This is a genomic window from Tomitella cavernea, assembly GCF_016599145.1.
Classification (GTDB): Bacteria; Actinomycetota; Actinomycetes; order Mycobacteriales; family Mycobacteriaceae; genus Tomitella; species Tomitella cavernae.
Genome location: NZ_JAENKO010000007.1, coordinates 1 through 23,131, shown reverse-complemented (window position 1 = coordinate 23,131; position 23,131 = coordinate 1). Strand labels below are relative to the sequence as shown.

The window sequence follows — 23,131 nt, the reverse complement described above, 5'->3', positions numbered from 1 at the left end:
TACGCCGAGACCACCTGACCGGGTCCCGGCGGAGTAGCGTTGGCCCCGCGTCACGTTCCCTGTCTAGTGCATTCGCCGCCGCGCCCGCGTCGAATCTTCGGGATCGTGCTTGGACTCCCGACGGTGACAAGGAAAACTGGCATCCATGACCTCTTCTACGGCGAATTCTCCGGCAGACTCCACAAACCAGGCCGGCGTCGGCCGCGCCCAGATCGGCGTGACCGGCCTCGCGGTGATGGGCTCCAACCTGGCCCGCAACCTCGCGCGGCACGGCCACACCGTCGCACTGCACAACCGGCACGCGGACAAGACCGACCGCCTGATCGCCGAGCACGGCGCCGAGGGCGACTTCGTCCGCACCGAGTCGATCGAAGAGTTCGTCGCCGCCCTGCAGAAGCCGCGCCGCGCGCTGATCATGGTGAAGGCCGGTGAGCCCACCGACCAGGTGATCGAGCAGCTGGCCGCGGCGATGGAGCCGGGCGACATCATCATCGACGGCGGCAACGCGCTGTTCACCGATACGATCCGCCGCGAGCACGCGCTGCGCGAACGCGGACTGCACTTCGTCGGGGCGGGCGTGTCCGGCGGCGAGGTGGGCGCACTCGAGGGCCCGTCGATCATGCCCGGCGGCTCGGTCGAGTCGTACAAGTCGCTGGGCCCGCTGCTCGAGTCGATCGCGGCGCAGGTCGACGGGACCCCGTGCTGCACCCATATCGGCCCCGACGGCTCGGGCCACTTCGTCAAGATGGTGCACAACGGCATCGAGTACTCGGACATGCAACTCATCGGCGAGGCCTACGATCTCATGCGCCGGGTGCTCGGGTTCGACGCCGGCCGTATAGCGCAGGTGTTCCGCGACTGGAACGACACCGAACTGGAAAGCTACCTGGTGGAGATCACCGCCGAGGTGCTCGACAAGGCCGACCCGCAGACGGGCGCACCGCTGGTGGACGTCATCGTCGACGCGGCCGAGCAGAAGGGCACCGGCCGCTGGACGGTCAAGGCCGCGCTCGACCTGGGTGTGCCGGTCACGGGCATCGCCGAGGCGGTGTTCGCCCGCGCACTTTCCGGCGCCCGCGCCCAGCGCGCAGCGACCAAGGGTCTCGCCGGCGGCACCCTGCCCACCGTGGCGGAGGCCCTGGCCGGTCGCGGCGAGGCGGAGTTCATCGAGGACATCCGCCGCGCGCTGTACGCCTCCAAGGTGATCGCCTACGCGCAGGGCTTCGACGAGATCAAGGCCGGCAGCGACGAACACGGCTGGGGTGTCAAGCCCGTCGATCTGGCCACGATCTGGCGCGGCGGGTGCATCATCCGCGCCCGGTTCCTGGATCGCATCCGCGAGGCCTACACCTCCGATCCCGACCTGCCCAGCCTGGTCCTGGACCCGTTCTTCCGCAGCGCCATCGAGGAGGGTCTCGACAGCTGGCGGCGCGTCGTCGCGACCGCAGTGCGGCTGGGGGTGCCCGCTCCGGGGTTCTCCTCTTCGCTCGCGTACTACGACGGGCTGCGCGCCGAGCGTCTTCCCGCCGCCCTCACCCAGGGGCAGCGCGACTACTTCGGAGCCCACACCTACGAGCGCGTCGACGCGTCGGAAGGCAAGAAGTTTCACATCCTGTGGAGCGAGGGCGGCGCCGAGGTGGAAGCCTGACGGCACCGGCTCGGACCTCTCCGGCGGCCCCGCCGCCGAGGACTATGCCTCGGCGCGGGGCCGCCGCCGTGCGTAAGGTGAGCCACGTGCGCTTCCCCGACGTGATGCCGCCGTATGAACTGACCTACGACGACGTGTTCCTGGTTCCCGCGCGGTCCGGCGTGACCTCGCGTTTCGACGTGGACCTGGCCTGCGAGGACGGGTCCGGCACGACCATCCCGCTCGTCGCCGCGAACATGACGGCCGTGTCCGGCCGGCGGATGGCGGAGACGCTCGCGCGCCGCGGCGGGCTGGTCGTGCTGCCACAGGACCTGCCGGTCGACGCCCTCCGCGCCACCGTGCGGGATGTCAAGTCCCGCCACCCCGTACACGAGACGCCGGTGACCCTTTCACCGGATGACTCGGTCGCCGACGCGGTCGTGCTCATCCCCAAGCGCGCGCACGGTGCTGCGGTCGTGATCGAACAGGGCCGGCCTGTCGGCACCGTCACCGCCGCCGACTGCGTGGACGTCGACCGCTTCAGCCGGGTCGGCGCCGTGACGTCCGCGGACTTCGTCACCGCGCCCGCGGGAACGCCGCCGAGGGACGTCTTCGACAGGCTCACCGCCGCCCGCGAGGAGCTCGCCGTGCTCGTCGACGGCGAGGGGCTGCTCGCCGGGGTGCTGACGCGCTCCGGCGCCGTGCGATCCGAGCTCTACACGCCCGCGCTCGACGGGCGCGGGCGCCTGCGCGTCGCCGCGGCGATCGGCGTCAACGGCGACGCGTCCGCCACGGCACGGGCACTAGCAGACGCGGAGGTGGACGTCCTCGTGGTCGATACCGCGCACGGGCACCAGGACAAGATGATCGACGCCGTCCGCGCGGTCCGTGCCGCCGCCCCGGGCGTGCCGGTGGTGGCCGGCAACGTGGTGACCGCCGCGGCCACCCGCGACCTGCTCGCCGCGGGGGCCGACATCGTCAAGGTGGGCGTCGGCCCGGGTGCGATGTGCACGACGCGGATGATGACCGGCGTTGGCCGGCCGCAGTTCTCGGCTGTGCTCGAATGCGCGGCGGCCGCGCGCAACGCGGGTGGGCACGTGTGGGCGGACGGTGGCATCCGCCATCCCCGCGACGTGGCGCTGGCGCTCGCGGCGGGCGCGTCGAACGTGATGATCGGCTCGTGGTTCGCGGGCACCCACGAGTCGCCGGGCGACCTGCGCTACGAGGCCGACGGCACGCCGTACAAGGAGAGCTTCGGCATGGCTTCCAAGAGGGCCGTCGAGGCCCGCACGCGCAGCCGCGACGCATTCGACCGTGCGCTCAAGGCGCAGTTCGAGGAGGGCATCTCCACCTCGCACATGCGGCTGGACCCGCAGCGGCCCGGCGTGGAGGACCTGGTCGACCACATCTGCGCCGGCGTGCGGAGCACCTGCACCTATTCCGGTGCCCGGTCGCCGGCCGAGTTGCACGACAAGGCCGTGCTCGGCATCCAGTCCGCGGCCGGATTCGCCGAGGGCCGGCCGCTCGACTCCGGCTGGTGAGACACGCCGACGCGGCGGACCGGTGACGCCACTCACGACCGACGCCGCCTCCAGCCGGTAAACTGCAAAGCACGGAACGGGCCGGACGCCCGTCCGCCGCCGTCGAGCAGCACAGTTGCCGACGGCGCCCGCCATCATGGAACCGTCCGGACCGGCCACGCGGTCCCCGGCTCCCTGCCGAAAGCGAGGTAACGGTGCCCACGGCACCCCCGCACAGACCCTACGAACATCCGCCTTCTCCGTGGCCGCCTCGTCGCCACCATCGCCTACGGGACAGGACCACCGTCGCCGCGACACAGCGCGTTGCGGGACGGCACCGGCCCGCAACGGGTGAGATGCCGGGGCGGCTTGCCTGATGAACATCGCCATCACCGTCCTCAGCCTCGTCGGCTTCTTCGCGCTGACGCTCGGCACCGCGGTCTTCGTCGCCGCCGAATTCTCTTTGACGGCGCTCGAGAAGAGCACCGTCGATTCCCAGGCCCGCGACGGCGACCGTCGCGCACGGATCGTCCAGCACGCCCACCGCACACTCTCGTTCCAGTTGTCCGGGGCCCAGCTGGGCATCACCGTCACCACCCTGCTCACCGGCTTCATCGCCGAGCCGGTGTTCTCGTCGTTGTTCCACGGCCCCCTCGTGTCCGCGGGCCTGTCCACTTCGACGGCCGACTGGATCGCGCTCGCACTGGCGCTGATCATCGCCACGTCCCTGTCGATGATCCTCGGCGAGCTGGTGCCGAAGAACCTCGCGATCGCGCATCCGCTGGCGGTCGCGCGTGCCGCGGCGCCGCTGCAGGCGGGGTTCTCCCTGACCGGAAAGTGGGCGCTCAACGCCCTCAACGGAACGGCCAACGCCATGGTGCGGCGGTTGGGGATCGAACCCGCCGACGAGCTCCGGTCGGCCCGCTCCCCCGACGAGCTCGGCTCGCTGGTGCGCAACTCCGCCAAGCAGGGCTCCCTCACACCGGGCACGGCGTTGCTCGTCGACAGGTCTCTGAACTTCGGTGAACGCACCGCGGACGAGCTCATGACACCGCGCGTGCGGATCGAGTCGCTCGACCGTACCGACACCGTCACCGACCTGGTCGAACTCGCCGCTCGGACAGGCTACTCGCGCTTTCCGGTGACGGACGGCGACCTGGACGCGACCATCGGCGTCGTCCACATCAAGCAGGCCTTCGGTTTGACGGCGAATGCGCGCGCGACCACCAGCGTGGGCGATATCGCGCGCACTGTGCCGAGCGTGCCCGCCAGTCTGGACGGCGACGCCGTCATGGAGCGGGTCCGCGCCCACGGGATGCAGGTCGCATTGGTGGTGGACGAGTACGGCGGCACCGCCGGGATGATCTCGATGGAGGACCTCGTCGAGGAGATCCTCGGCGACGTCCGCGACGAGCATGACGCGACGCTCGCCGACGTGCAGCCCACGGCGGACGGCTGGCTGTGCTCCGGGCTGCTGCGCATCGACGAGGTGTCCGCGGCCATCGGGCTCCCCCTGCCGGAAGGAGACTACGAAACTCTGGCGGGGCTGCTACTCACGGAGTTCGGGCATATCCCGGCCGAGGGCGAGGAGATCACCGTGCCCATCGCCGCCACGCTCGACGACGAGCAGCCGACGCTGGGCGACCAGCTGGGCGCGCACCACGAGGTGTGGCGCGCACGGGTGGTACGCATGGACGGACGCCGCATCGACAGGGTCGCGCTGAGCACTGAGCTGCCGGCCGACGAGTCCGACGGCACGGATGACGCCGATCACATGGCCGGCACCCGCGATGCTGCCACGGGCGGCACCGGTCGCGATTCCGGCGGCACCGCGGGCGGGGCGGCACGCGGCGGGAAGGACGACCGATGACCGATCTGTGGTCTCTTCTTTTGATGCTCGTGCTGCTCGCCGGCAACGCGTTCTTCGTCGGCGCCGAGTTCTCCATCATCTCTGCCCGGCGCGACCGGCTCGAGTCCCTGGCCTCCCAGGGACGTCGGCGTGCGAAGACCGTCATCCACGCAAGCGAGCACCTGTCGATGATGTTGGCCGGCGCGCAGCTGGGCATCACGATCTGCTCGATCCTGCTCGGCCGGATCGCCGAGCCCGCCGTGGCGCACATCCTCGAACGCCCCATGGATTCGATGGGGGTCCCTGCCGACGTCCAGCATCCGATCGCGTTCGTGATCGCCCTGCTCATCGTCGCGTTCCTGCACATCCTGTTCGGCGAGATGGTCCCCAAGAACATCGCCATCGCGGGACCCGAGCGGATGGCCATGATCCTCGTGCCCGCGCACCTCGCGTTCATGAAGGTGATGAGCCCGCTTATCAGGTTCTACAACCTCTCGGCGAACCTGGTGCTGCGCGTGTTCGGGGTGCATCCCAAGGACGAGCTCGACGCGACCGTGTCGATGATGGAGCTCTCGGAGATCATCGGCGAATCCCGCATGGAGGGCCTCCTCGACGCCGAGGAGCACCGTCGACTGACCCGCGCGCTGACGACCATCGACAAGACCGTCGGCCAGGTGATGATCCCCGCCGCACAGGTGCGCACGGTGCCGATGGCGCCGGGCGGACCCACGCTCGGATCGGTGGAGGACGCGGTCACCGCAACGGGGTTCTCGCGCTATCCCGTGCGGGCCGCCGGCGGCAGGCTGGCCGGATACCTGCACGTCAAGGACATCCTTGACCTGATGCTGGATCCGACGACGACGCCGTCCACGCATATTCCGGTCTCCGAGGTGCGCCCGCTCCCGCGGGTTCCGCATGACCTGCCGCTCGATCAGGCGCTGACCCTGCTGCGGCGCACGCACAGCCACCTGGGTGCGGTCACACGCCGGGTAGGCGACACGGGCCCGGCGCGGATGGTGGGGATCGTGGCGATGGAGGACCTCGCCGAGGAGTTCGTCGGCACCGTCCGCGACGCCACGCACCGGTACGAGCCGCCGCTGCCAGAGAATCCGGCGTAACCGCCCCACGCCGCCGCGGGTGTCGGCGCCGGCGGCGCACCGGTCCGGGCCCGTACCGGTGCGCCGCCACGCCCCGCCGGGGCCCGCGCCTTAGACTCGGCATGCGGGGAGAACCGACGGGGGCACAAGGAACGATCAGGAGTCACGTGGGTCGACATCGCAGCGCTTCCGGCCACCGCAGTGTCAGCCGAGGACTGATCTTCGCCGTCGTCGCGGTCATCGTCGTCGTCGCGGTGGTGATCGGATGGCTGGCGCTGCGCGACCACGCCGGCGACGCGGACGACCGTGCCGCCGCCTCGTGCGTCAACGGCGACGTCACGGTGCCGGTCGCGGCGGCCCCGTCGATCATCCCCGTACTCACGGACCTCGCGCAGTCGTACTCCGCGGCGCACCCCGTCGTCCGCGACCACTGCGTGTCGGTGCGGATCCACGAGGCGGACGGATCCGCGGCACGCCGGGCCATCGCCGCCCCCGGCGATGGTCCGGCGCTGTGGGTGCCGCAGTCCGCGGCCGACGTCGCCGCACTGCGCTCCGCGTCGCCGGAACGGATCGACGGCAGCCCGGTCTCGCTGGCCGCCTCGCCCGTCGTGCTCGCGGCCCCGCAGGCCACCGCGGCGACGCTGCAGGGGCTCTCCTGGAAGGATCTGCCTGCCCGCCAGTCCGCGGGGACGCTCGGCCTCGCGATGCCCACCGGCTCCGATGCCGCGGCCACTACCGAGCTGGCCCTCGCCGCGGCCATCGCCGACGCGGGCCCCGATGCCACCGGCACCGCGCTCACCGGACAGGCGGTCACCGGGCCGCAAGGGCAGGCCGCGGTCGCGGCGCTCGTCGGCGGCGCCCCGGGCGACCGTGCCGCCACCGCGGCCGACGTGCTCGAGGGGCTCCAGCAGGGCGACGCGCCGCAGGGCGTGCGGGCGGTGCCCACCACCGCCGAGCAGCTCTACCGGTTCAACTCGGGCTCGGCCGGGGCGCCACTGAGCGCGGTACGACCCGTCGGCCCCACCCCCGTCGTCGACTACCCCGCGGTGCTGCTGCGCCCCGCCCCCGGCACCGATGCGGCACCCTCCGGAGGAACCGGCCAGGCTGACGGCGAACAGGTCGTCGACGAGCGGGCCGTCGCCGCCGCGGCATCGGACTTCCTCAATTTCCTCGCCCGGCCTGAGCAGGCCTCGCGCTTCGTTCAGAACGGTTTCCTCGTCCCCGGCGCCCCGGATGCCGACGCCCCCGCCGACAGCGACGGCGTCCTCACCGGCGTCCCCCCGGCGCAGGTGCTCCCGGGGCCCGCGGACGAGGCGTTGGCGGCGCTCCGCGCCGCGGTCGGCGCCCCCGCCGAACCCGCCGCCGCCGCAGCCTCGTCGGGCGGTGCAACCACCATCCTGTTGGATGTCTCCGGGTCCATGGGGGTGGCCGAGGGCGGCGCATCCCGCCTGTCCAACGTCACCGGCGCCCTCGACGAGCGGCTGGGCGCGCTTCCGGACTCCGACCGCGTGGGCCTGTGGGCCTATAGTTCGGATCTCGGCGAATCCGGCCCCTACCAAGTGATCGTGCCCACGGGAACGCTGAGCGACGAGGTCGGCGGCGCGCCGCGACGCCAGGCGCTCATCACCGGGTTCGACGCCGCCAGGCCGCGCGCCGCGACGCACACCTACCGATCCCTGCAGGCGGCCTATTCGTCGGCCGTGCAAGGCTACGTCGACGGCGCGGTCAACTCGGTGCTGCTCATCACTGACGGCCCCAACGACGACCAGTCGTTCAAGAGCACGCAGGCACTGCTCGACGCGGTCGCCCAGGCAAGCGACCCGGCTCGGCCGGTGCGCATCGACGTCATCGTCATCGGCCCCAACGAGGACATCGACTCGCTGCGGTCGGTGGCGACGGCCACCGGTGGCACCGTCACCGAGGTGCAGTCGTCCGCCGGGCCCGCTTTCGGCGGCGCCGTCGACACCCTGCTGCGATGATTGCCCTGCAGCGCTGACGCCCGGCCGTGACCGGATCGATCAGTTCACGCACCGTCGCGTGACTCCGCGATGTCCTCCATAGGTGGGCATGCGCAGGCGAGGTTGCGGTCGCCGTAGGCGGAGTCGATGCGGCGGACCGCGGGCCAGATTTTGGGCCGCCGCGACGCCGTCCCCCACGGGAACACCGCCTCGGCCCGGGTGTACGGGTGCGTCCACTCGCGCACCAGGCATTCGGCCGTGTGCGGGGCGCCGCGTAGCGGGTTGTCGTCCGCCGGCCACTCCCCCGCCGAGACGCGGTCCACCTCGCGCCGGATCCCGATCATCGCGTCGCAGAACTCGTCGAGCGCCTCGAGGTTCTCACTCTCCGTGGGCTCCACCATGAGCGTGCCGGGCACCGGAAAACTCATGGTGGGCGCGTGCAGCCCGTAGTCGGCCAGCCGTTTGGCCACGTCCTCCACGGTCACGCCCGACTCCCGGGTGATCGCGCGCAGGTCCAGCACGCACTCGTGGGCGACGAGCCCGCCCGCCCCCGTGTACAGCACCGGGTAGTGCTCGCGCAGCCGCGCGGCGACGTAGTTGGCGGCGACCACCGCCGCCATCGTGGCCCGCCGGAGGCCCTCTGCGCCGAGCATCCGGATGTAAGCCCAGCTGATCGGCAGGATCGACGCGGACCCGTACGGCGCGGCGGACACCGCCGGGCCGCCGCGCAGTCCCGGCGCCCGCGGCGCCACCGGATGTCCTGGCAGGTGCTCCGCCAGGTGCTCACGCACGCCGATCGGCCCCACCCCCGGGCCGCCCCCGCCGTGCGGGATGCAGAACGTCTTGTGCAGGTTGACGTGGCCGACGTCGCCGCCGAAACGGCCCGGCCGGGCCAACCCCACCAGCGCGTTGAGGTTGGCCCCGTCGATGTACACCTGCCCGCCGGCGTCGTGCACCGCGGCGCACACCTCGCCCACCGACTGCTCGTAGACGCCGTGGGTGGACGGATAGGTGAGCATGAGCGCCGCCACGGTCTCGCCGTGTTCGGCGAGCAGGCTCTTCAAGTCCGCCAGGTCGATGTTGCCGGCCTCGTCGCATGCCACCACGATCACCCGCAGTCCGGCCAGCACCGCGGATGCCGCGTTGGTGCCGTGTGCGCTGGACGGGATGAGGCAGACCGTCCTCTGCGCCTGCCCGTTGTCGCGGTGGTAGGCGGCGATGGCGAGCAGACCTGCAAGCTCTCCCTGGCTGCCGGCGTTGGGTTGCACGCTCACCGCGGCATACCCCGTGATCGCAGCGAGCCATCGCTCGAGGTCGGCGATCAGCCGGAGGGTGCCGCGAGCCTGATCCTGCGGTGCGAACGGGTGCGTGCCGGAAAACTGCGGCCAGGTGATCGGCTCCATCTCCGCCGCGGCGTTGAGCTTCATCGTGCACGACCCCAGCGGGATCATGCTCCGGTCCAGCGCGATGTCCTTGTCCGCGAGCTGCCGCAGGTACCGCATCATCGCGGTCTCCGTGCGGTACCGGGTGAACGCCTCGTGTTGCAGGAATCGACTTGTCCGCGACGGCACCCCGGCCAGCGGCGCACCGTTGAGACTGAAGTACAGGTGCGCGTCACCGCCCGCGAACGATGCGAGGACGGCGCCCACCTGCCCTTCGGTAGTGGTCTCGTCGCAACTGACAGCGACGTGGTCGGCGTCGACGAGGCACAGGTTGAGGCCTGCCCCGTCGCGCGCCCGGTCCACGATGCGTTGCGCTTCGCCGGGCACGCGGGCGAGCACGGTGTCGAAGAAGTGCCTGTGCACCACCTCCACCCCCAGTCGCCGTAGACCGGCCGCGAGCGCCTCGGCACGCTCCGCGATCCGCTCCGCGATCGCTGTGAGTCCCTCGGCCCCGTGATAGCAGGCGAACATCGACGCCAGCACCGCCGGCAGCACCTGGGCCGTGCAGATGTTGCTCGTGGCCTTCTCGCGGCGGATGTGCTGCTCGCGCGTCTGCAGCGCCAGCCGGTACGCAGGCGTCCCGTCCACGTCGTGCGAGACGCCCACCAGGCGGCCGGGCAGCCGGCGCACGTGCTCCTTGCGCACGGCGATGTAGCCGGCGTGCGGGCCGCCGAAACCCATCGGCACGCCGAAGCGCTGAGTGGTGCCGAAGCACACGTCCACACCATCCTCGCCCGGCGGCCGCACCATCGTCATGGCCAGCAGATCCGCCCCCACCGCCACCAGCGCGCCGCGCGCGTGCGCCGCGTCGACGAGCGGCGCCAGGTCCGTGAGCACCCCGGAGGCGCCCGGGGTCTGCACTATGACGCCCGCCGGTGCGCAGTCGGGGACGCCGTCGCGGCGCAGGTCCGCGCGCACGATGTCGATGCCCAGCGGCGCGGCGCGCGTGACGAGCACCGCAGCAGTCTGGGGGAACAGGTCCGTGTCGGCGACGATCACCGTGCCGTGTCCCCCGCGGCGCGCGCGGACCATGAGCGTCATCGCCTCGGCGGCGGCCGTCGCCTCGTCGAGCATGGACGCCCCCGCGATGTCCATGCCGGTCAGCTCCGCGACCATCGTCTGGAAATTCAGCAGCGCCTCGAGACGCCCCTGGCTGATCTCCGGCTGGTAGGGGGTGTACGCGGTGTACCAGGCCGGGTTCTCCAGGATCCCGCGACGCAGCACCGCCGGGGTGACAGTGCCGTAGTAGCCGAGGCCGATCATAGAAACGTGCGACGTGTTCAGCGCGGCGATATCCCGCAACTCGTCGAGCATCTCGCCCTCGCCGCAGCCCGCAGGCAACTGCTGCTCCCCGGCGTCCCCCGGAGCCTCCCGCACCGGGCGTGGCAGTGCCTTCGCGATCAGCGCATCGGCGTCGTCGAATCCGAGGCGGGTGAGCATGTGCGCAGTCTCCCCGGCATCGGCGCCGATGTGCCGCCGCGCGAAGTCCCACGGAAGGTCCGCGGAGCCGACGGCTGCATTCTGTCCGATGAACTCCTGCTCCATACCCCGCATCGTAGGGCGGGCAGGCTAGCCGATGCGCCGTTTCGCCCGGGCCTTCCGGCGTCCCGCCAATTCGTCCTCCGGGGTGTCGATCGCGTGGCCGTCGACAGCCGTCTCCGCGGGGAAGTCCGCGATGGAACCGGACAGCTCCTTCATCGCGCCGCTGACCGCGATGCCGAAAACGCCCTGACCGCCCTGGAGCAAGTCGACGACCTCCTCCGCGGACGTGCATTCATACACCGACACGCCGTCCGAGAACAGCGTGATCTCCGCGAGGTCATCGACGCCGCGGCCGCGCAGGTGGTCGACGGCCACGCGGATGTTCTGCAGTGAAATCCCGGTGTCGAGCAGCCGCTTCACGATCTTGAGAACGAGGATGTCTTTGAACGAGTACAGGCGCTGACTGCCGGACCCTGCCGCACTGCGGATCGAGGGGACGACGAGTGAGGTGCGCGCCCAGTAGTCGAGTTGCCGGTAGGTTATGCCGGCGATCTGGCATGCAGTGGGACCGCGGTAGCCGACCAATTCGTCCGCGATCTCGGATTGGGGCAGGGCCGCTTCCGCACCCGGCGACACCGTTGGCGCCGCATCCTGCGAAGCAGTCTGCTGCGGGACGACATCCGCACCGGGGAGGCCCCGATGGGGGTTCTGCTCTGCAGGGTTCTCAGGATTCTGGCCCACTGGACACTCCCTCTCGCCACCGCCTGCGGCAACGCACTCGCGCCGATACCTCAAGCGCATACAGCTTACGCCTGACCGGAACCACTTCGCTGTGGATCGACGTAGTGAACGCTATGGGGATCGCAGGGCCGATTCAACGCGACACACCCTAAACCTCTACTTGAGATTGAACCTGTTGCCGAATCGTGATGTTCGGACCGCCATTCTGCGCACTCAGCCCTCCTGGCCGCCGGACTCACCGGGGTTGAAATCCTCGGGCGACACGGAGTCGAGGAACTCCTTGAACTTCTCGACTTCGTCCTCGCGCTCATCGGGGATCACCAGACCCGCCTCCTCGAGGACCGCCTCGTCCGAGAGGATCGGCACTCCCACCCGGATCGCCAACGCCACAGCGTCCGACGGCCGCGCCGACACCGAAACGTCACCGTCGAAGACGAGCTCCGCGTAGAACGTACCCTCACGCAGGTCTACGATGCGCACCTCCAGCAGCGTGCGGCCGAGCGCGTCGATGACGTCCTTGATCAGATCGTGTGTGAGCGGCCGCGCGGGCGCGATCCCCTGCTGCTCCAGCGCGATCGCCGCCGCCTCGTTCTGGCCGATCCAGATAGGCAGGAACCGTTCCCCCTCCGACTCTCGCAGCAGGAGCACGGGCTGGTTCTGGGGCTGTTCCACACGAATGCCCACAAGCTGCATCTCGCTCATTGCGCCCGCCTTTCTCGCTGCTCGAAACCGGTCCGAGGCCACTGACGCCCGAGGTGCTCGGCCCCCGGTCGAGGACGCCGCCGGTACTCGCGACACTCGGGTGATGGCCGTCCGCGGGAGGCTTCTGCGACCGGCGCCCGCAGTTGAAGTCTAGGCCACCCGGAGGCCGGTCAGCAGCACCCGCGCCGCACGGGCTCAGCCGTCGAGGCTGTCGCGGACTGCGCCCTTGACGAGGCAGCTGTGCAGGGTCACCGACAGCGCCGCGAGCTCGCGGACGATCTCCTCGGCGCGATCCCGTGCGCCGGCGTCGCGTCCACGGGCCACCGGCGAAGCGATCTGCGCCACCAACCCGGCCTCACGGTCGGCCGCCGCCCTGAACGCGCGCAGGTGGCGCACCTCCAAGCCGAATCCGGCCATATCACGCACCGTTGTGGCGACGGTGACCGCGTCCTCGTCGAAAAACCCGGACGAGCCGGGCACGATGAGACCTGCGCGGATCAGTTGGGTGACGAAGGCGTCCTCCACGCCGACGCGCTCGCACAGATCCGCGCGCGTGACCCTGACCTCCCGGCCCGTCCGGAACGCCTCCGGCGACACCAGCCCGGGCGCGATGGACAACGCGCGCGGCGGGTGCAACGTCGCCACCGCCGAGCCTCCCGCATCGATGCTTTCCAGCTGCTCCTTGATCACCTTGAGCGGCAGGTAGTGGTCGCGTTGCGCGGTGAGCACGAAGCGCAACCGCTCGCAGTCCGCCACCGAGAAACGCCGGTACCCCGACGCAGTTCGCGCCGGGGTGACCAACCCCTCCGATTCGAGGAACCGGATCTTCGAGATGGTCACATCGGGGAAATCACCGCGCAATTGCTCGAGCACGGCGCCGATCGACATCCCGGACGGTGCCGTGGATCGGCCGGCTGCCGTCACCGGCCCTCCGCGCCCGCGGCACCCTCGACCTGCGCGTCGCCGCCCCGCGGCCCGGTCAGGTACACCAGGCGGAACTTGCCGATCTGCACCTCATCGCCGTTGGCCAGGGCGGCGCTGTCCACAGGTTCGCGGTTGACGTACGTGCCGTTGAGGCTGCCCACGTCCACTACCTGGTACCCGTCGCCGTGCTTGCGGAACTCCGCGTGCCGGCGGCTCACCGTGACGTCGTCGAGGAAGATGTCGCTCGACGGGTGCCTGCCCGCCGAGGTGGCGTCCTGGTCCAGCAGAAACCGCGAGCCGGCGTTGGGGCCGCGCTTGACGACCAGCAGCGCCGCCCCCTGCGGCAAACCCTCGACGCCGCTGACCGGGGCCTCCGTGGCCTGCCCCGACCCGTCGACCTCGCTGAGGAAGTCCGAACGGAACACCGAAGTGGTCTCGGCCGGAGCCTCATAGGCCGCGTTCTTGTCGTTCTCGCTCACCGCATCTCCTTCGTCCGTCTCCGGACCTCGCACCTGCTCGGCAGTCGCTCTCGCACGATCGGTCTCGTCTGTGTCGACGGTACATCGTGGACGCGCGGACCGGTGCGCCGCAGGCGAAACGAAACAATCACACTCACGTCCCCGTCGACGCCTCGTAGGCGGCGACCTCCATCATGCCCGCCAACGCCGCGCGGAGAACCGACGAATCGGCCACGCGGATCTCCACCAGCCAACCCTCGCCGTACGGGTCGGAGTTCACGCGCTGCGGTTCCGCGTCCAACGCGCCGTTCACCGCCGCGATCCGGCCCGACACCGGGGCGAAAACCTCCGACACGCTCTTGGTGGACTCCACCTCCGCCATAGCCCGGCCCGCAGTGACCTCGGCCCCCTCCGCGGGCAGGTCGGCGAAGACGACGTCGCCCAGCTGCCCGGCGGCGTAACCGGTGACCCCCACCCGGACGAGATCCTCCCCCAGCGGACGCACCCACTCGTGGTCAGCGGTATACCGCAGGGCCGGCGCGCCCGCGTCGCCGCCCGCCCCGCCTCCTGCGCCGTCCCCGGAAGTACCGACCCCCGGTACACCGACCCCCGGTACACCGACCCCCGGTACACCGTCCCCCGGTACACCGTCCCCCGGTACACCGTCTTTGTCGCCCGAAACCATGCGCCTTCCCCTTCCACATCGATCCGCAACGGGCCGGGGCCCCGCGTCACCTCGACCCTAATCGTCAGGCTGCGCGTACTGCGGCTGTTCGGGCTTCCGGACCGCGGTGACCCGTACGAGATCCTCGGTGGTCACCGTGACCTCCCCCGACGCCCGCCGGACGGTGTCCTGCACCCCGCCCGGGATGTTGAGCGCCGCTGCCATCGTCGGCCCGTCGCCGATGGCCGTCACCGTGTACGGGGCCGTCAGCGGCACGCCGTCCACCGCGATCCTCCCCGCCGTGCCCGTCACCGCCGTATCGACGCCCACCCGCACGTCGTCGCCCTCGTCGGCCCCGGAGAATGCGATGACCTCCGCGCCCGCGGCGCGCAGCTCCTGGAGCAGGTCCAGCAGCACCGACGGGTCGACGCCCCCGCGCGGATCCGTCACCGCGACGACCACCCCCGGCCCTTCCGCGGGGGCGACGCCGACGAGTATCCGGAGCGCGTCGAGCTGCTGCCGGGACTGCGCCAGCGCCTCGCGGGAGTCCGTGCCCACCGACTGCATCGACTGCATCGACTGTTCCAGCGTCGAGATCTCCTGACGCAGCGACGCCTCCTTGCCGTGCAGGTTGTCGAGCACCACGAGCAGATCGGCGGGGCGCGCCGAATCGAGCCAGTCACCCGAACCCGTATCGCGCACCTGGGTGGCGATGGCCACGCCGAGCAGCATGCACAGCAAGGCGACGAGCACGGCGGACACACGCGATGACCGGCCCGGCCACCCGAGCATGCCCCGCGCCCGCGGCGCGGGCGCCTCGTGGCGACCTTCCGACTCGTGACGACCCTCCGACTCGTGGCGCCCCTCCGGCCCGTCCGGGACGGCCCCGTCCCCCGCGTGTTCCGCCGGGCCCTGCGGCTCCGCGTGCCGGTCGGATCTCTCAGGCACCGAAAAGCCTCCTGCGCAGTGCTGCGGCGTTTCCGAAGATCCGGATGCCGAGGACCACGATCACCGCCGTCGACAACTGCGTGCCCACGCCGAGATGGTCGCCCAACAGCACCAACAACGCCGCCACCAGTACGTTGAACACGAAAGAGACGACGAAGACCTTGGGGTCGAAGATCCTGTCCAGATAGGCCCGCAGCCCCCCGAACACGGCGTCCATGGCGGCGACGATGGCGATGGGAAGGTAGGGCTGCAACGCCTCGGGCACCTGCGGGCTGAAAACTATGCCCAGCACGATGCCCACGACCAGTGCGATGAAGCCGATCATCGGGGTCCTTCCTCGTCGCCTCGTGCATACCGTAGTTCCACCGCCGGAGCACGCGGCAGACGCAGGTCCGACCGGGCCTCGAACGCGACTTCCACACCGTAGAGCTGGGTCAGCGACTGCATGCGCAGATACGCGGCCGAGTCCACGAAGTCCACGCTGAGCGCGTCCGGCGCCCCGATCGCGTCGATCTCATACGGCGGCGACACCGGCTGGTTGTCGACCAGGATCGCGCCCCCGGCCTGCCGTATCGCCGTGCCCGGCCCGATGCGCACCCCGTCGATGCCCATCGCTTCCGCACCCGCAGCCCACAACGCGTTGACGACGGCGCGCAGATCACGGTCGAACACCACCTGTCCGTGCCGGGGCCGCGGACGCTCGGAGTCGCTGAGGTCGCCCCCCGCGTCCGGTTCGGTGATGCGCACCGCCAGCCCGGGGCCGTGCACCGCGACGGTCGCCGCACCGGCGCTGAGACGCGCGAGGGAGTCGAGCACCTCCTTGCCTGCCGAGTCGCCTGCGAGCACCCGTTGCCGCTCTGCATCCGCGCTGTCGGACGCCGCGTCGCGCTCGCGGACCAGCCGGTCCACCGCGGACTGTTGTTCCCGCACTTGGTCCACGATCGCCGCCTGTCCGTCGGATGATGCGCCGCGGCCTTCGTCCAGCTGCTGGGCGCCGGCGGTACCCAGCACGAGGCCCATTACAAGGCAGCCGCCCGCAAGCCAGACCCCGCCGGCACGACGACGGTTGCGCCCCGCGGCCGCCGATTCGGCGTAGCCGGGGTCCAGGTGGTCATGCAGCAGCGAACGCAGTAGCGACGGCTCCGGATTGCGGCGCAGGGTCATCGCGGATCACTGCGCCCCGCTGCCGGCCGCGCGGTGCACGCGCGGCAGCGTGCGCGCTGTCAACCACGCTTGCGCCACGTACATCAGCCCCGTCCACACGTAGAGCCCGAGGCCCCAGATCAGCAGCGCCCAGCCCCACGGGTGCAGAGTCGTCGCCACCGCCGAATCGCCGAACCCCGCCAGCAGCACAGGCATGGCGATCATGAGCGTGAAGGTGGCGGCCTTGCCGAGATAGTGCACCTCCGGCGGGCCCAGACCGCGGCTGCGGTACAGCGGGAGCGTGGCCGCAAGCACGAGTTCGCGTGCGATGAGCACGCCGACCACCCACCATGGGAGGATGCCGCGCACGGCGAACGCGATGGGCACGGCCGCCATGTACAGGCGGTCGGCCACCGGGTCCAGGAGCTCGCCGAGCCGGCTGTACTGGTCCAGCAGCCGCGCCAGCTTGCCGTCCACCCAGTCCGAGGCGCCGCTGACCAGCAGCACCGCCAAGGCCCACCCGTCGGCGTGCGCGCCCACTACCAGATACAGGAACAGCGGCACTCCCAGGATGCGGAGCCCGCTGATGAGGTTCGGGACGGTCAGAGGGCCACTGTCCGCCCTCCGACCGTCCTGCGTCGTCGACATTTCCACCCCCACCGCCTCGTCTCCGGGCGGTGTCACCGTACCGGTCAGATGACGCCGAGTGCGAACATCGCGTCGGCCACCTTGACGAAGCCGGCGATGTTGGCGCCCAGCACGTAGTCGCCGGGCTTACCGTACTCGCGCGCGGTCTCGCTGCATCGCTCGTGCACGTCGCGCATGATCGCCGCGAGCCGCTCGTCGGTGTACTCGAAATGCCAGGAATCGCGCGAGGCGTTCTGCTGCATCTCCAACGCCGAGGTGGCCACGCCTCCCGCGTTCGCGGCCTTGCCGGGGGCGAACGCCACACCGGCCTCCCGGAAGGCCTTGAGAGCTTCCGGAGTGGTAGGCATGTTGGCGCCCTCGGCGACGGCCAGGACGCCGTTCTTGATCAGCGTGGCGGCGTCGTCGCCGCTGAGCTCGTTCTGCGTGGCGCACGGCAGCGCCACATCGCAGGGGACGTCCCAGATGGATCCGCCCTCGACGAAGTGCGCGGTGGAACGCTGCTCCGCATACTCGCTGATGCGCCCGCGCTTGATCTCCTTGATCTCCTTGAGCAGTTCCAGGTCGACGCCCTGCTCGTCCACTATGTACCCCGAGGAGTCCGAGCAGGCGATCGCCGTGCCACCGAGCTGGTGCACCTTCTCGATGGCGTAGATGGCCACGTTGCCGGAGCCGGAGATGACGACCTTCTTGCCCGCGAGGTCGGTGCCCTTGGCCTCGAGCATGCTGGCGACGAAGTAAGTGGCGCCGTACCCGGTCGCCTCCCTGCGCACCTGCGATCCGCCCCACGTCAGGCCCTTGCCGGTGAGCACGCCGGACTCGTACGAGTTGGTCATCCGCTTGTACTGGCCGAACAGGTAGCCGATCTCGCGGCCGCCCACGCCGATGTCGCCTGCCGGGACGTCGGTGTACTCGCCCAGGTGCCGGTGCAGCTCGGTCATGAACGACTGGCAGAAGCGCATGATCTCCGAGTTGCTACGGCCCTTGGGGTCGAAGTCGGAGCCGCCCTTGCCGCCGCCGATGGGCAGGCCGCTCAGGGAGTTCTTGAAGATCTGCTCGAAGCCGAGGAACTTGACCATGCCCAGGTTCACGCTGGGGTGGAAGCGCAGGCCGCCCTTGTAGGGCCCGAGGACGCTGTTGTACTGGACGCGGAAACCGCGATTGACGATGACGTTGCCCTCATCGTCCTGCCATGGCACCCGGAAGATGATCTGACGCTCCGGTTCGCACAGCCGCTCGATCAGGCCCGCGTCCGCATAGTGCGGGTAGCGCTCGAGGACCACCGACAGTGATTCGAAGACCTCCGCTACGGCCTGGTGGAACAACGGCTCGCCCGCGTTCCGCTTGACCACCTCGTCATAGATCCTGCTCACCTGACCATTACCGGTCACACGTCACCTTCTTTCAGCACACTTATCGATCTGTACTCGAATTGCTCCGAAAAGCACCAAGCGATCAATCTATCCTGGACGAGGCCGTCGCCGGAAACCGGCGCCGAGCGCCGCCGGCCTGGCCGAGGCCGCGCGGACCTTCAGCGCCAGGCGAAGACCGGCTGCTCGAAGTCCGCCACACGGGTGTGCTCACCGTGCAGTACGACCTCGCGGAACTGGTAGATCACGGCCGCGGTGGGTGCATGAAGATATCCACCGCGCCACGGCAACTTTATCACCGGGCGCTGCGACTCCGGAATCCGATCGAACAGGGGTTCCACATCGAGCTCGTCGAACGGGACGAAGAACACCTCCGCCACCTCGCCCGGGTTCGCGGTGGTGACCCGGTCCGCCCCAGCCCACAACACCACGGGGGTCATCGTGTAGCCCGATCGGGTCGGGTAGTCGTCGAGCAGCCCCAGCACGGCACAGTCGGGCAACGCCACACCGAGCTCCTCGGTGAGCTCGCGACGCGCGGCAGTGGGCGCATCCTCCCCAGGATCCATCCGTCCGCCGGGCAGCGCGAACTGGCCGGGGTGCTTGCGCAGCGCCGGCGAGCGGCGCGTCAACCAGATGCCCGGCACCCCGTCGCGCGTCGACACCGCCAGCGCAACAGCCGATCCGACGGAGCTCTGCTCGCCAGGGCGGCGCGCTTCTTGACGCGCGAATGCGGATACCGCGCGCCGGACGTCGTCCTCGGTGACCGAGCCGGGGCCGAACTGGACACCGGCACCATCGTTGCCGGCACCGGCGGCGGGCCGCGGCGACGCGGGGATGAAATCGTGCCCGTCCATGTCATCCCGGTCTGCCGCACCGCGGCCTGATGCCCCGCTGTCAGTGTCGCGCTGGTCCATGGCCCGAGCGTAGCCCGATCTCCGCGGACGGCCTGCGTACCCTCGACCGGTCCCAGCGCAGTTTGCACAGGCTTCAGGGGGATCGCGGCTCGGTCAGCGCACCCGGTGCGCGAAACGGCGCGGCCGGACATGCACCCGGGATCGCATGCAGAAAAGTGCCGGGACACCGCGTCTGCGATGTCCCGGCACTGCACAACGTCGGGCTGGCGGGATTCGAACCCACGACCCCCTGACCCCCAGTCAGGTGCGCTACCAAGCTGCGCCACAGCCCGTGACGCCGCGGGGAACGAGCCCTCCGCAGCACCAGGAAGAACAGTACCGCAGGCGGGGCCCAACCCGCTAATCGGCCCCCGACCTGCGGCGTTCCCGATCGGCGATTCCGCTACTTCTTGCGCCGGTCGCGCTTCTCCCGCATGCGCACGGAGATCCGCACGGGGCTGCCGGCGAAGCCGAACTCCTCGCGAAGCCGCCGCTCCAGGAACCGCCGGTACCCGGCCTCGAGGAAGCCCGTCGTGAACAGCACGAACGTCGGCGGCCGCGTGCCCGCCTGGGTGGCGAACATGATGCGGGGCAGCCTTCCCCCGCGCATCGGAGGCGGAGTAGCGGCGACGACCTCCTTGAGCCAGTTGTTCAGCCGGCCCGTCGGCACGCGCGTGTCCCAGGACTCCAGCGCGGTCTCCATGGCGGGCACCAGCTTCTGCACGGCCCGCCCGGTGAGCGCCGAGACGTTCACCCGCTGCGCCCACGGCACCCGGTGCATCTCGCGGTCGATCTCGCGGTCGAGCTCATAGCGCCGGTCCTCGTCCACCAGGTCCCACTTGTTGTAGACGACGACGAGCGCGCGGCCCGCGTCCGCCACCATCGACAGCACGCGCAGGTCCTGCTCGGTGATCGGCTGCGAGGCGTCGATGAGCAGGATCGCCAGCTCGGCCGCGTCGATGGCGGACCGAGTCCGCAGCGACGCGTAGAACTCGGTGCCGCTGGCCTGCCGCACCTTGCGCCGCAGCCCCGCCGTGTCGACGAACCGCCAGACGCTGCCGCCGAGCTCCACGAGCGTGTCGACGGGATCCACGGTGGTGCCCGCGACGTCGTGCACCACAGAGATCTCGCCGCCGGAGAGCTTGTTGAGCAGGCTCGACTTGCCGACGTTGGGCTTGCCGACGAGCGCAACGCGCCGCGGCCCGCCGACGGGGGCAGCCGTGTCGCGCGGCGTCTCCGGCAGCGTGTCGAGGATCAGGTCGAGCAGGTCGCCCGTGCGCCGACCGTGGATGGCGCTGACCGTGTGCGGCTCGCCCAGTCCCAGCGACCACAGGGCGGCCGCGTCCGCCTCGACGCGGCTCGAGTCCACCTTGTTCGCCACCAACAGCACCGGGGTTTTGGAACGCCGCAGGATCCGGGCGAAGGCCTCGTCGGTGGCGGTGGCGCCCACGGTCGCGTCCACGACGAGCAGGATCGCGTCGGCCTCGGCCATGGCAGTCTCGGCCTGCCGTGCCACGGCCTTCTGCAGCCCCACCGCGTCAGGCTCCCAACCGCCGGTGTCCTGCACCATGAACCCGCGACCCGACCATTCCGCGGCGTAGGCCACCCTGTCGCGCGTCACACCGGGCACGTCCTCCACGACGGCCTCGCGCCGACCGATCAGCCGGTTGACCAGTGTGGACTTGCCCACGTTCGGCCGGCCCACGATCGCCAGCACCGGGAGCGGAACGGTGTCGTCCTCCGCCTCCTCGGCCAGCTCGGCGTCGAGCGCCGTCCAATCGGATTCGTCGCTCCAAATGCCGTCCATGGCCACCCCGCCGTCCACGGAACCCGGACGGCCGGTGCCCTGCGCGTAGATGTCGCCGGTACTGGTGGTGCCGCCGCCGCGGCCCGCATCGTCGCTCATAGGGCTGCTCCCATGTTCTCGCGCGCAAGCTCGGTGAGGAGTTGCACGACATCATCGAATCCCATGTCGCTGGTGTCCACCACGCGCGCGTCGTCGGCCGGTCGTAGCGGCGATACGGCACGCGTCGAGTCCAGGTGGTCGCGCCGGCGGACCGATTCCAGCACCGCGGCGTAGTCGTCCGCGCCGCCGGCCGCTGCGATGTTCTGCCGGTTGCGCCGGTGCGCGCGGGCCTCGGCCGTGGCGGTGAGGAAGACCTTCACGTCGGCGTCGGGCAGCACGACTGAGCCGATATCGCGCCCCTCGACCACCATTCGTTCCCGCGCCGTACCGAGGGCGCGCTGCACCTCGACCAGCGCCGAACGCACGTCCGGCACCGCCGACACTGCCGACACGGCCGCCGTCACGGCATCGCCTCGGATCTCCGCGGAGACGTCCTCCCCGCTCAGCAGGATCTCCTCGACGAGCGCGTCGGATCCGACCGACACAGGCAGCCCGCGCACGGAGTCGGCGACGGCCACCGGGTCGGTGATGTCCACCGCGCCGCGGAGCACGCGCAGCGTCGCCACGCGGTACATCGCGCCGGTGTCGAGGTATCCGGCGCCGATCCGGTGCGCCACCTGGCGGGACACACTCGACTTGCCGGTGCCCGAAGGACCGTCGATGGCCATCACGAACGGGTGCGCCGCCGACGGCGCCGTCGCGCTCACATCCCCACCTTGGCGTAGAGCTCGGCCACCTCGGCGCCACGCAGAACGCGCAGCGTGCCCGGGCGCTGGTCGCCGAGGGAGACGGGGCCCACGTCGGTGCGCACCAACTCCAGCACGGGGTGGCCGACCTCCGCGAACAGCCGGCGCACGATGTGCTTGCGCCCCTCGTGCAGCACCACGCGCACCATGGTGCGCGTCTCGCCGAGGTCCACCATGGAGAACTTGTCGACGTGCACCGGCCCGTCTTCCAGCTCCACGCCTTCCGCCAGGATCCGGCCCAGGTTGCGGGGGATCCGGCCGTCGAGGGTGGCCAGGTAGGTCTTGAGGATCTCGTACGACGGATGCATGAGTCGGTGGGCCAGCTCGCCGTCGTTGGTGAGCAGGATGAGCCCCTCGGTCTCCGCGTCGAGCCGGCCGACGTGGAAGATCCGCTGGCCCGCCATGACCCGCTCGGCGACGATGTCGCCGATGCACGGCCGACCCAGGTCGTCGGACATCGTCGACTGCCAGCCGCGCGGCTTGTTCAGCGCCAGGTACACCATGTCCTGGTCGATCACGATCCGGACCCCGTCGACACGCACGACCGACTCGGAGGGGTCGATGCGCATCCCCTGCCGGGTGACGATCTGGCCGTCGACCTCCACGCGCCCGCGGTCGATGAGGATCTCCGCCGCCCTGCGCGACGCCACGCCGGCCTGCGCCAGCACCTTCTGCAGCCGCACGCCTTCGTTGGAGCTGCCGGAGCTTCCGTCGAACGAGGTGGCGGCGGGCCCGTCGGACTGGTTGCGCGCCGGGCGCGCGAAGCTCAGCATCGCCGGTTCGCGCTTGGCCCGCGTGGGCTTCGGCTTGCGCGGCGCCCCACCCTTGGATGCCCCACCCTTGGCCGCCGCGCCCCGGGCCGTGTTGTTCTTGGCTGCGCTGTTCCTGCCCGCGCTCCCCTTGTGCGCGGCGCCCTTGCCCGCCGCCCCGGGCTTGCCGGGGCGCGCAGCTTTCCGCGCGGGGCGCCCGCCGTGTTGCGGGGCGTCGGCCGCCCTGCCGGGCCGGCCGCCCTCGCC

At 70.8% G+C, this 23,131-nt stretch carries 19 protein-coding genes, 1 tRNA gene and 1 pseudogene; 5 read left to right on the top strand and 16 right to left on the bottom strand.

Annotated elements, in window-relative coordinates:
* Nucleotides 1-145 precede the first annotated feature (145 nt).
* The 5 genes from gnd to JJ683_RS19405 all read left to right on the top strand — a co-directional run bounded on the left by gnd (nucleotide 146) and on the right by JJ683_RS19405 (nucleotide 8,072).
* Entirely contained in the window at nucleotides 146-1,648 is a 1,503-nt protein-coding gene (gnd, locus tag JJ683_RS04475) for an NADP-dependent phosphogluconate dehydrogenase (RefSeq protein WP_200171616.1), read from the top strand.
* A 104-nt stretch (nucleotides 1,649-1,752) separates the two neighbouring features.
* Entirely contained in the window at nucleotides 1,753-3,168 is a 1,416-nt protein-coding gene (locus JJ683_RS04470) for a GuaB1 family IMP dehydrogenase-related protein (RefSeq protein ID WP_372435239.1), read from the top strand.
* A 355-nt stretch (nucleotides 3,169-3,523) separates the two neighbouring features.
* Nucleotides 3,524-5,017, top strand: coding sequence for a hemolysin family protein (locus tag JJ683_RS04465; RefSeq protein WP_200171612.1), 1,494 nt, complete (start codon nucleotides 3,524-3,526; stop codon nucleotides 5,015-5,017).
* Nucleotides 5,014-6,114 carry a hemolysin family protein gene (locus tag JJ683_RS04460; protein WP_200171610.1) on the top strand — a complete coding sequence of 367 codons (1,101 nt, stop codon included), beginning with the start codon at nucleotides 5,014-5,016 and terminating at the stop codon, nucleotides 6,112-6,114. Before JJ683_RS04465 ends, JJ683_RS04460 begins: the two co-directional genes overlap by 4 nt.
* Before the next feature lie 146 nt (nucleotides 6,115-6,260).
* Entirely contained in the window at nucleotides 6,261-8,072 is a 1,812-nt protein-coding gene (locus JJ683_RS19405; protein ID WP_200171608.1) for a substrate-binding domain-containing protein, read from the top strand.
* A 44-nt stretch (nucleotides 8,073-8,116) separates the two neighbouring features.
* On the opposite strand, the gene gcvP is transcribed toward JJ683_RS19405, so the two are convergent.
* From gcvP to JJ683_RS04375, 16 genes and pseudogenes are all read right to left on the bottom strand, one after another.
* A complete protein-coding gene (gene gcvP / locus JJ683_RS04450; RefSeq protein ID WP_200171606.1) occupies nucleotides 8,117-11,038 on the bottom strand; it encodes an aminomethyl-transferring glycine dehydrogenase in 2,922 nt (973 codons plus the stop codon).
* 24 nt (nucleotides 11,039-11,062) lie between these two features.
* Nucleotides 11,063-11,611 (bottom strand): annotated as a pseudogene (locus JJ683_RS04445) (MerR family transcriptional regulator); the annotation flags it as partial.
* Between the two features lie 318 nt (nucleotides 11,612-11,929).
* Nucleotides 11,930-12,418 (bottom strand): bifunctional nuclease family protein, encoded by a 489-nt coding sequence (locus JJ683_RS04440; protein ID WP_200171603.1) that lies wholly within the window; start codon nucleotides 12,416-12,418, stop codon nucleotides 11,930-11,932.
* 195 nt (nucleotides 12,419-12,613) lie between these two features.
* On the bottom strand, nucleotides 12,614-13,306 hold the full coding sequence (gene ftsR / locus JJ683_RS04435) for a transcriptional regulator FtsR (protein ID WP_200171778.1): 693 nt from the start codon (nucleotides 13,304-13,306) through the stop codon (nucleotides 12,614-12,616).
* Between the two features lie 32 nt (nucleotides 13,307-13,338).
* On the bottom strand, nucleotides 13,339-13,821 hold the full coding sequence (gene odhI / locus JJ683_RS04430; protein ID WP_200171601.1) for an oxoglutarate dehydrogenase inhibitor Odhl: 483 nt from the start codon (nucleotides 13,819-13,821) through the stop codon (nucleotides 13,339-13,341).
* Nucleotides 13,822-13,954: 133 nt separating this feature from the next.
* A complete protein-coding gene (gene gcvH, locus JJ683_RS04425) occupies nucleotides 13,955-14,332 on the bottom strand; it encodes a glycine cleavage system protein GcvH (RefSeq protein ID WP_200171776.1) in 378 nt (125 codons plus the stop codon).
* A gap of 210 nt (nucleotides 14,333-14,542) precedes the next feature.
* Complete coding sequence (locus JJ683_RS04420; protein ID WP_372435236.1) at nucleotides 14,543-15,412, bottom strand: DUF881 domain-containing protein; 870 nt, start codon at nucleotides 15,410-15,412, stop codon at nucleotides 14,543-14,545.
* The gene (locus tag JJ683_RS04415; protein WP_200171599.1) at nucleotides 15,405-15,737 is read right to left on the bottom strand and encodes a small basic family protein; all 333 of its coding nucleotides are present in this window, start codon (nucleotides 15,735-15,737) and stop codon (nucleotides 15,405-15,407) included. The genes JJ683_RS04420 and JJ683_RS04415 overlap by 8 nt, the downstream gene beginning before the upstream one ends.
* Complete coding sequence (locus JJ683_RS04410) at nucleotides 15,734-16,576, bottom strand: DUF881 domain-containing protein (RefSeq protein WP_242474405.1); 843 nt, start codon at nucleotides 16,574-16,576, stop codon at nucleotides 15,734-15,736. Before JJ683_RS04410 ends, JJ683_RS04415 begins: the two co-directional genes overlap by 4 nt.
* A gap of 6 nt (nucleotides 16,577-16,582) precedes the next feature.
* Nucleotides 16,583-17,203: a CDP-alcohol phosphatidyltransferase family protein gene (locus tag JJ683_RS04405; RefSeq protein WP_200171770.1), complete on the bottom strand. Its 621-nt coding sequence runs from the start codon at nucleotides 17,201-17,203 to the stop codon at nucleotides 16,583-16,585.
* A 44-nt stretch (nucleotides 17,204-17,247) separates the two neighbouring features.
* Nucleotides 17,248-18,591 carry an NADP-specific glutamate dehydrogenase gene (gdhA, locus tag JJ683_RS04400; RefSeq protein ID WP_200171596.1) on the bottom strand — a complete coding sequence of 448 codons (1,344 nt, stop codon included), beginning with the start codon at nucleotides 18,589-18,591 and terminating at the stop codon, nucleotides 17,248-17,250.
* Between the two features lie 140 nt (nucleotides 18,592-18,731).
* Complete coding sequence (locus tag JJ683_RS04395) at nucleotides 18,732-19,424, bottom strand: NUDIX hydrolase (RefSeq protein WP_200171769.1); 693 nt, start codon at nucleotides 19,422-19,424, stop codon at nucleotides 18,732-18,734.
* Nucleotides 19,425-19,682: 258 nt separating this feature from the next.
* Nucleotides 19,683-19,756: transfer RNA gene (locus tag JJ683_RS04390), tRNA-Pro, on the bottom strand.
* 110 nt (nucleotides 19,757-19,866) lie between these two features.
* Nucleotides 19,867-21,270: a ribosome biogenesis GTPase Der gene (gene der / locus JJ683_RS04385; RefSeq protein ID WP_200171766.1), complete on the bottom strand. Its 1,404-nt coding sequence runs from the start codon at nucleotides 21,268-21,270 to the stop codon at nucleotides 19,867-19,869.
* Between the two features lie 95 nt (nucleotides 21,271-21,365).
* A complete protein-coding gene (gene cmk / locus JJ683_RS04380; protein WP_200171764.1) occupies nucleotides 21,366-22,037 on the bottom strand; it encodes a (d)CMP kinase in 672 nt (223 codons plus the stop codon).
* Nucleotides 22,038-22,072: 35 nt separating this feature from the next.
* On the bottom strand, nucleotides 22,073-23,131 hold a 1,059-nt coding region (locus JJ683_RS04375), incomplete at its 5' end, for a pseudouridine synthase (RefSeq protein ID WP_242474404.1).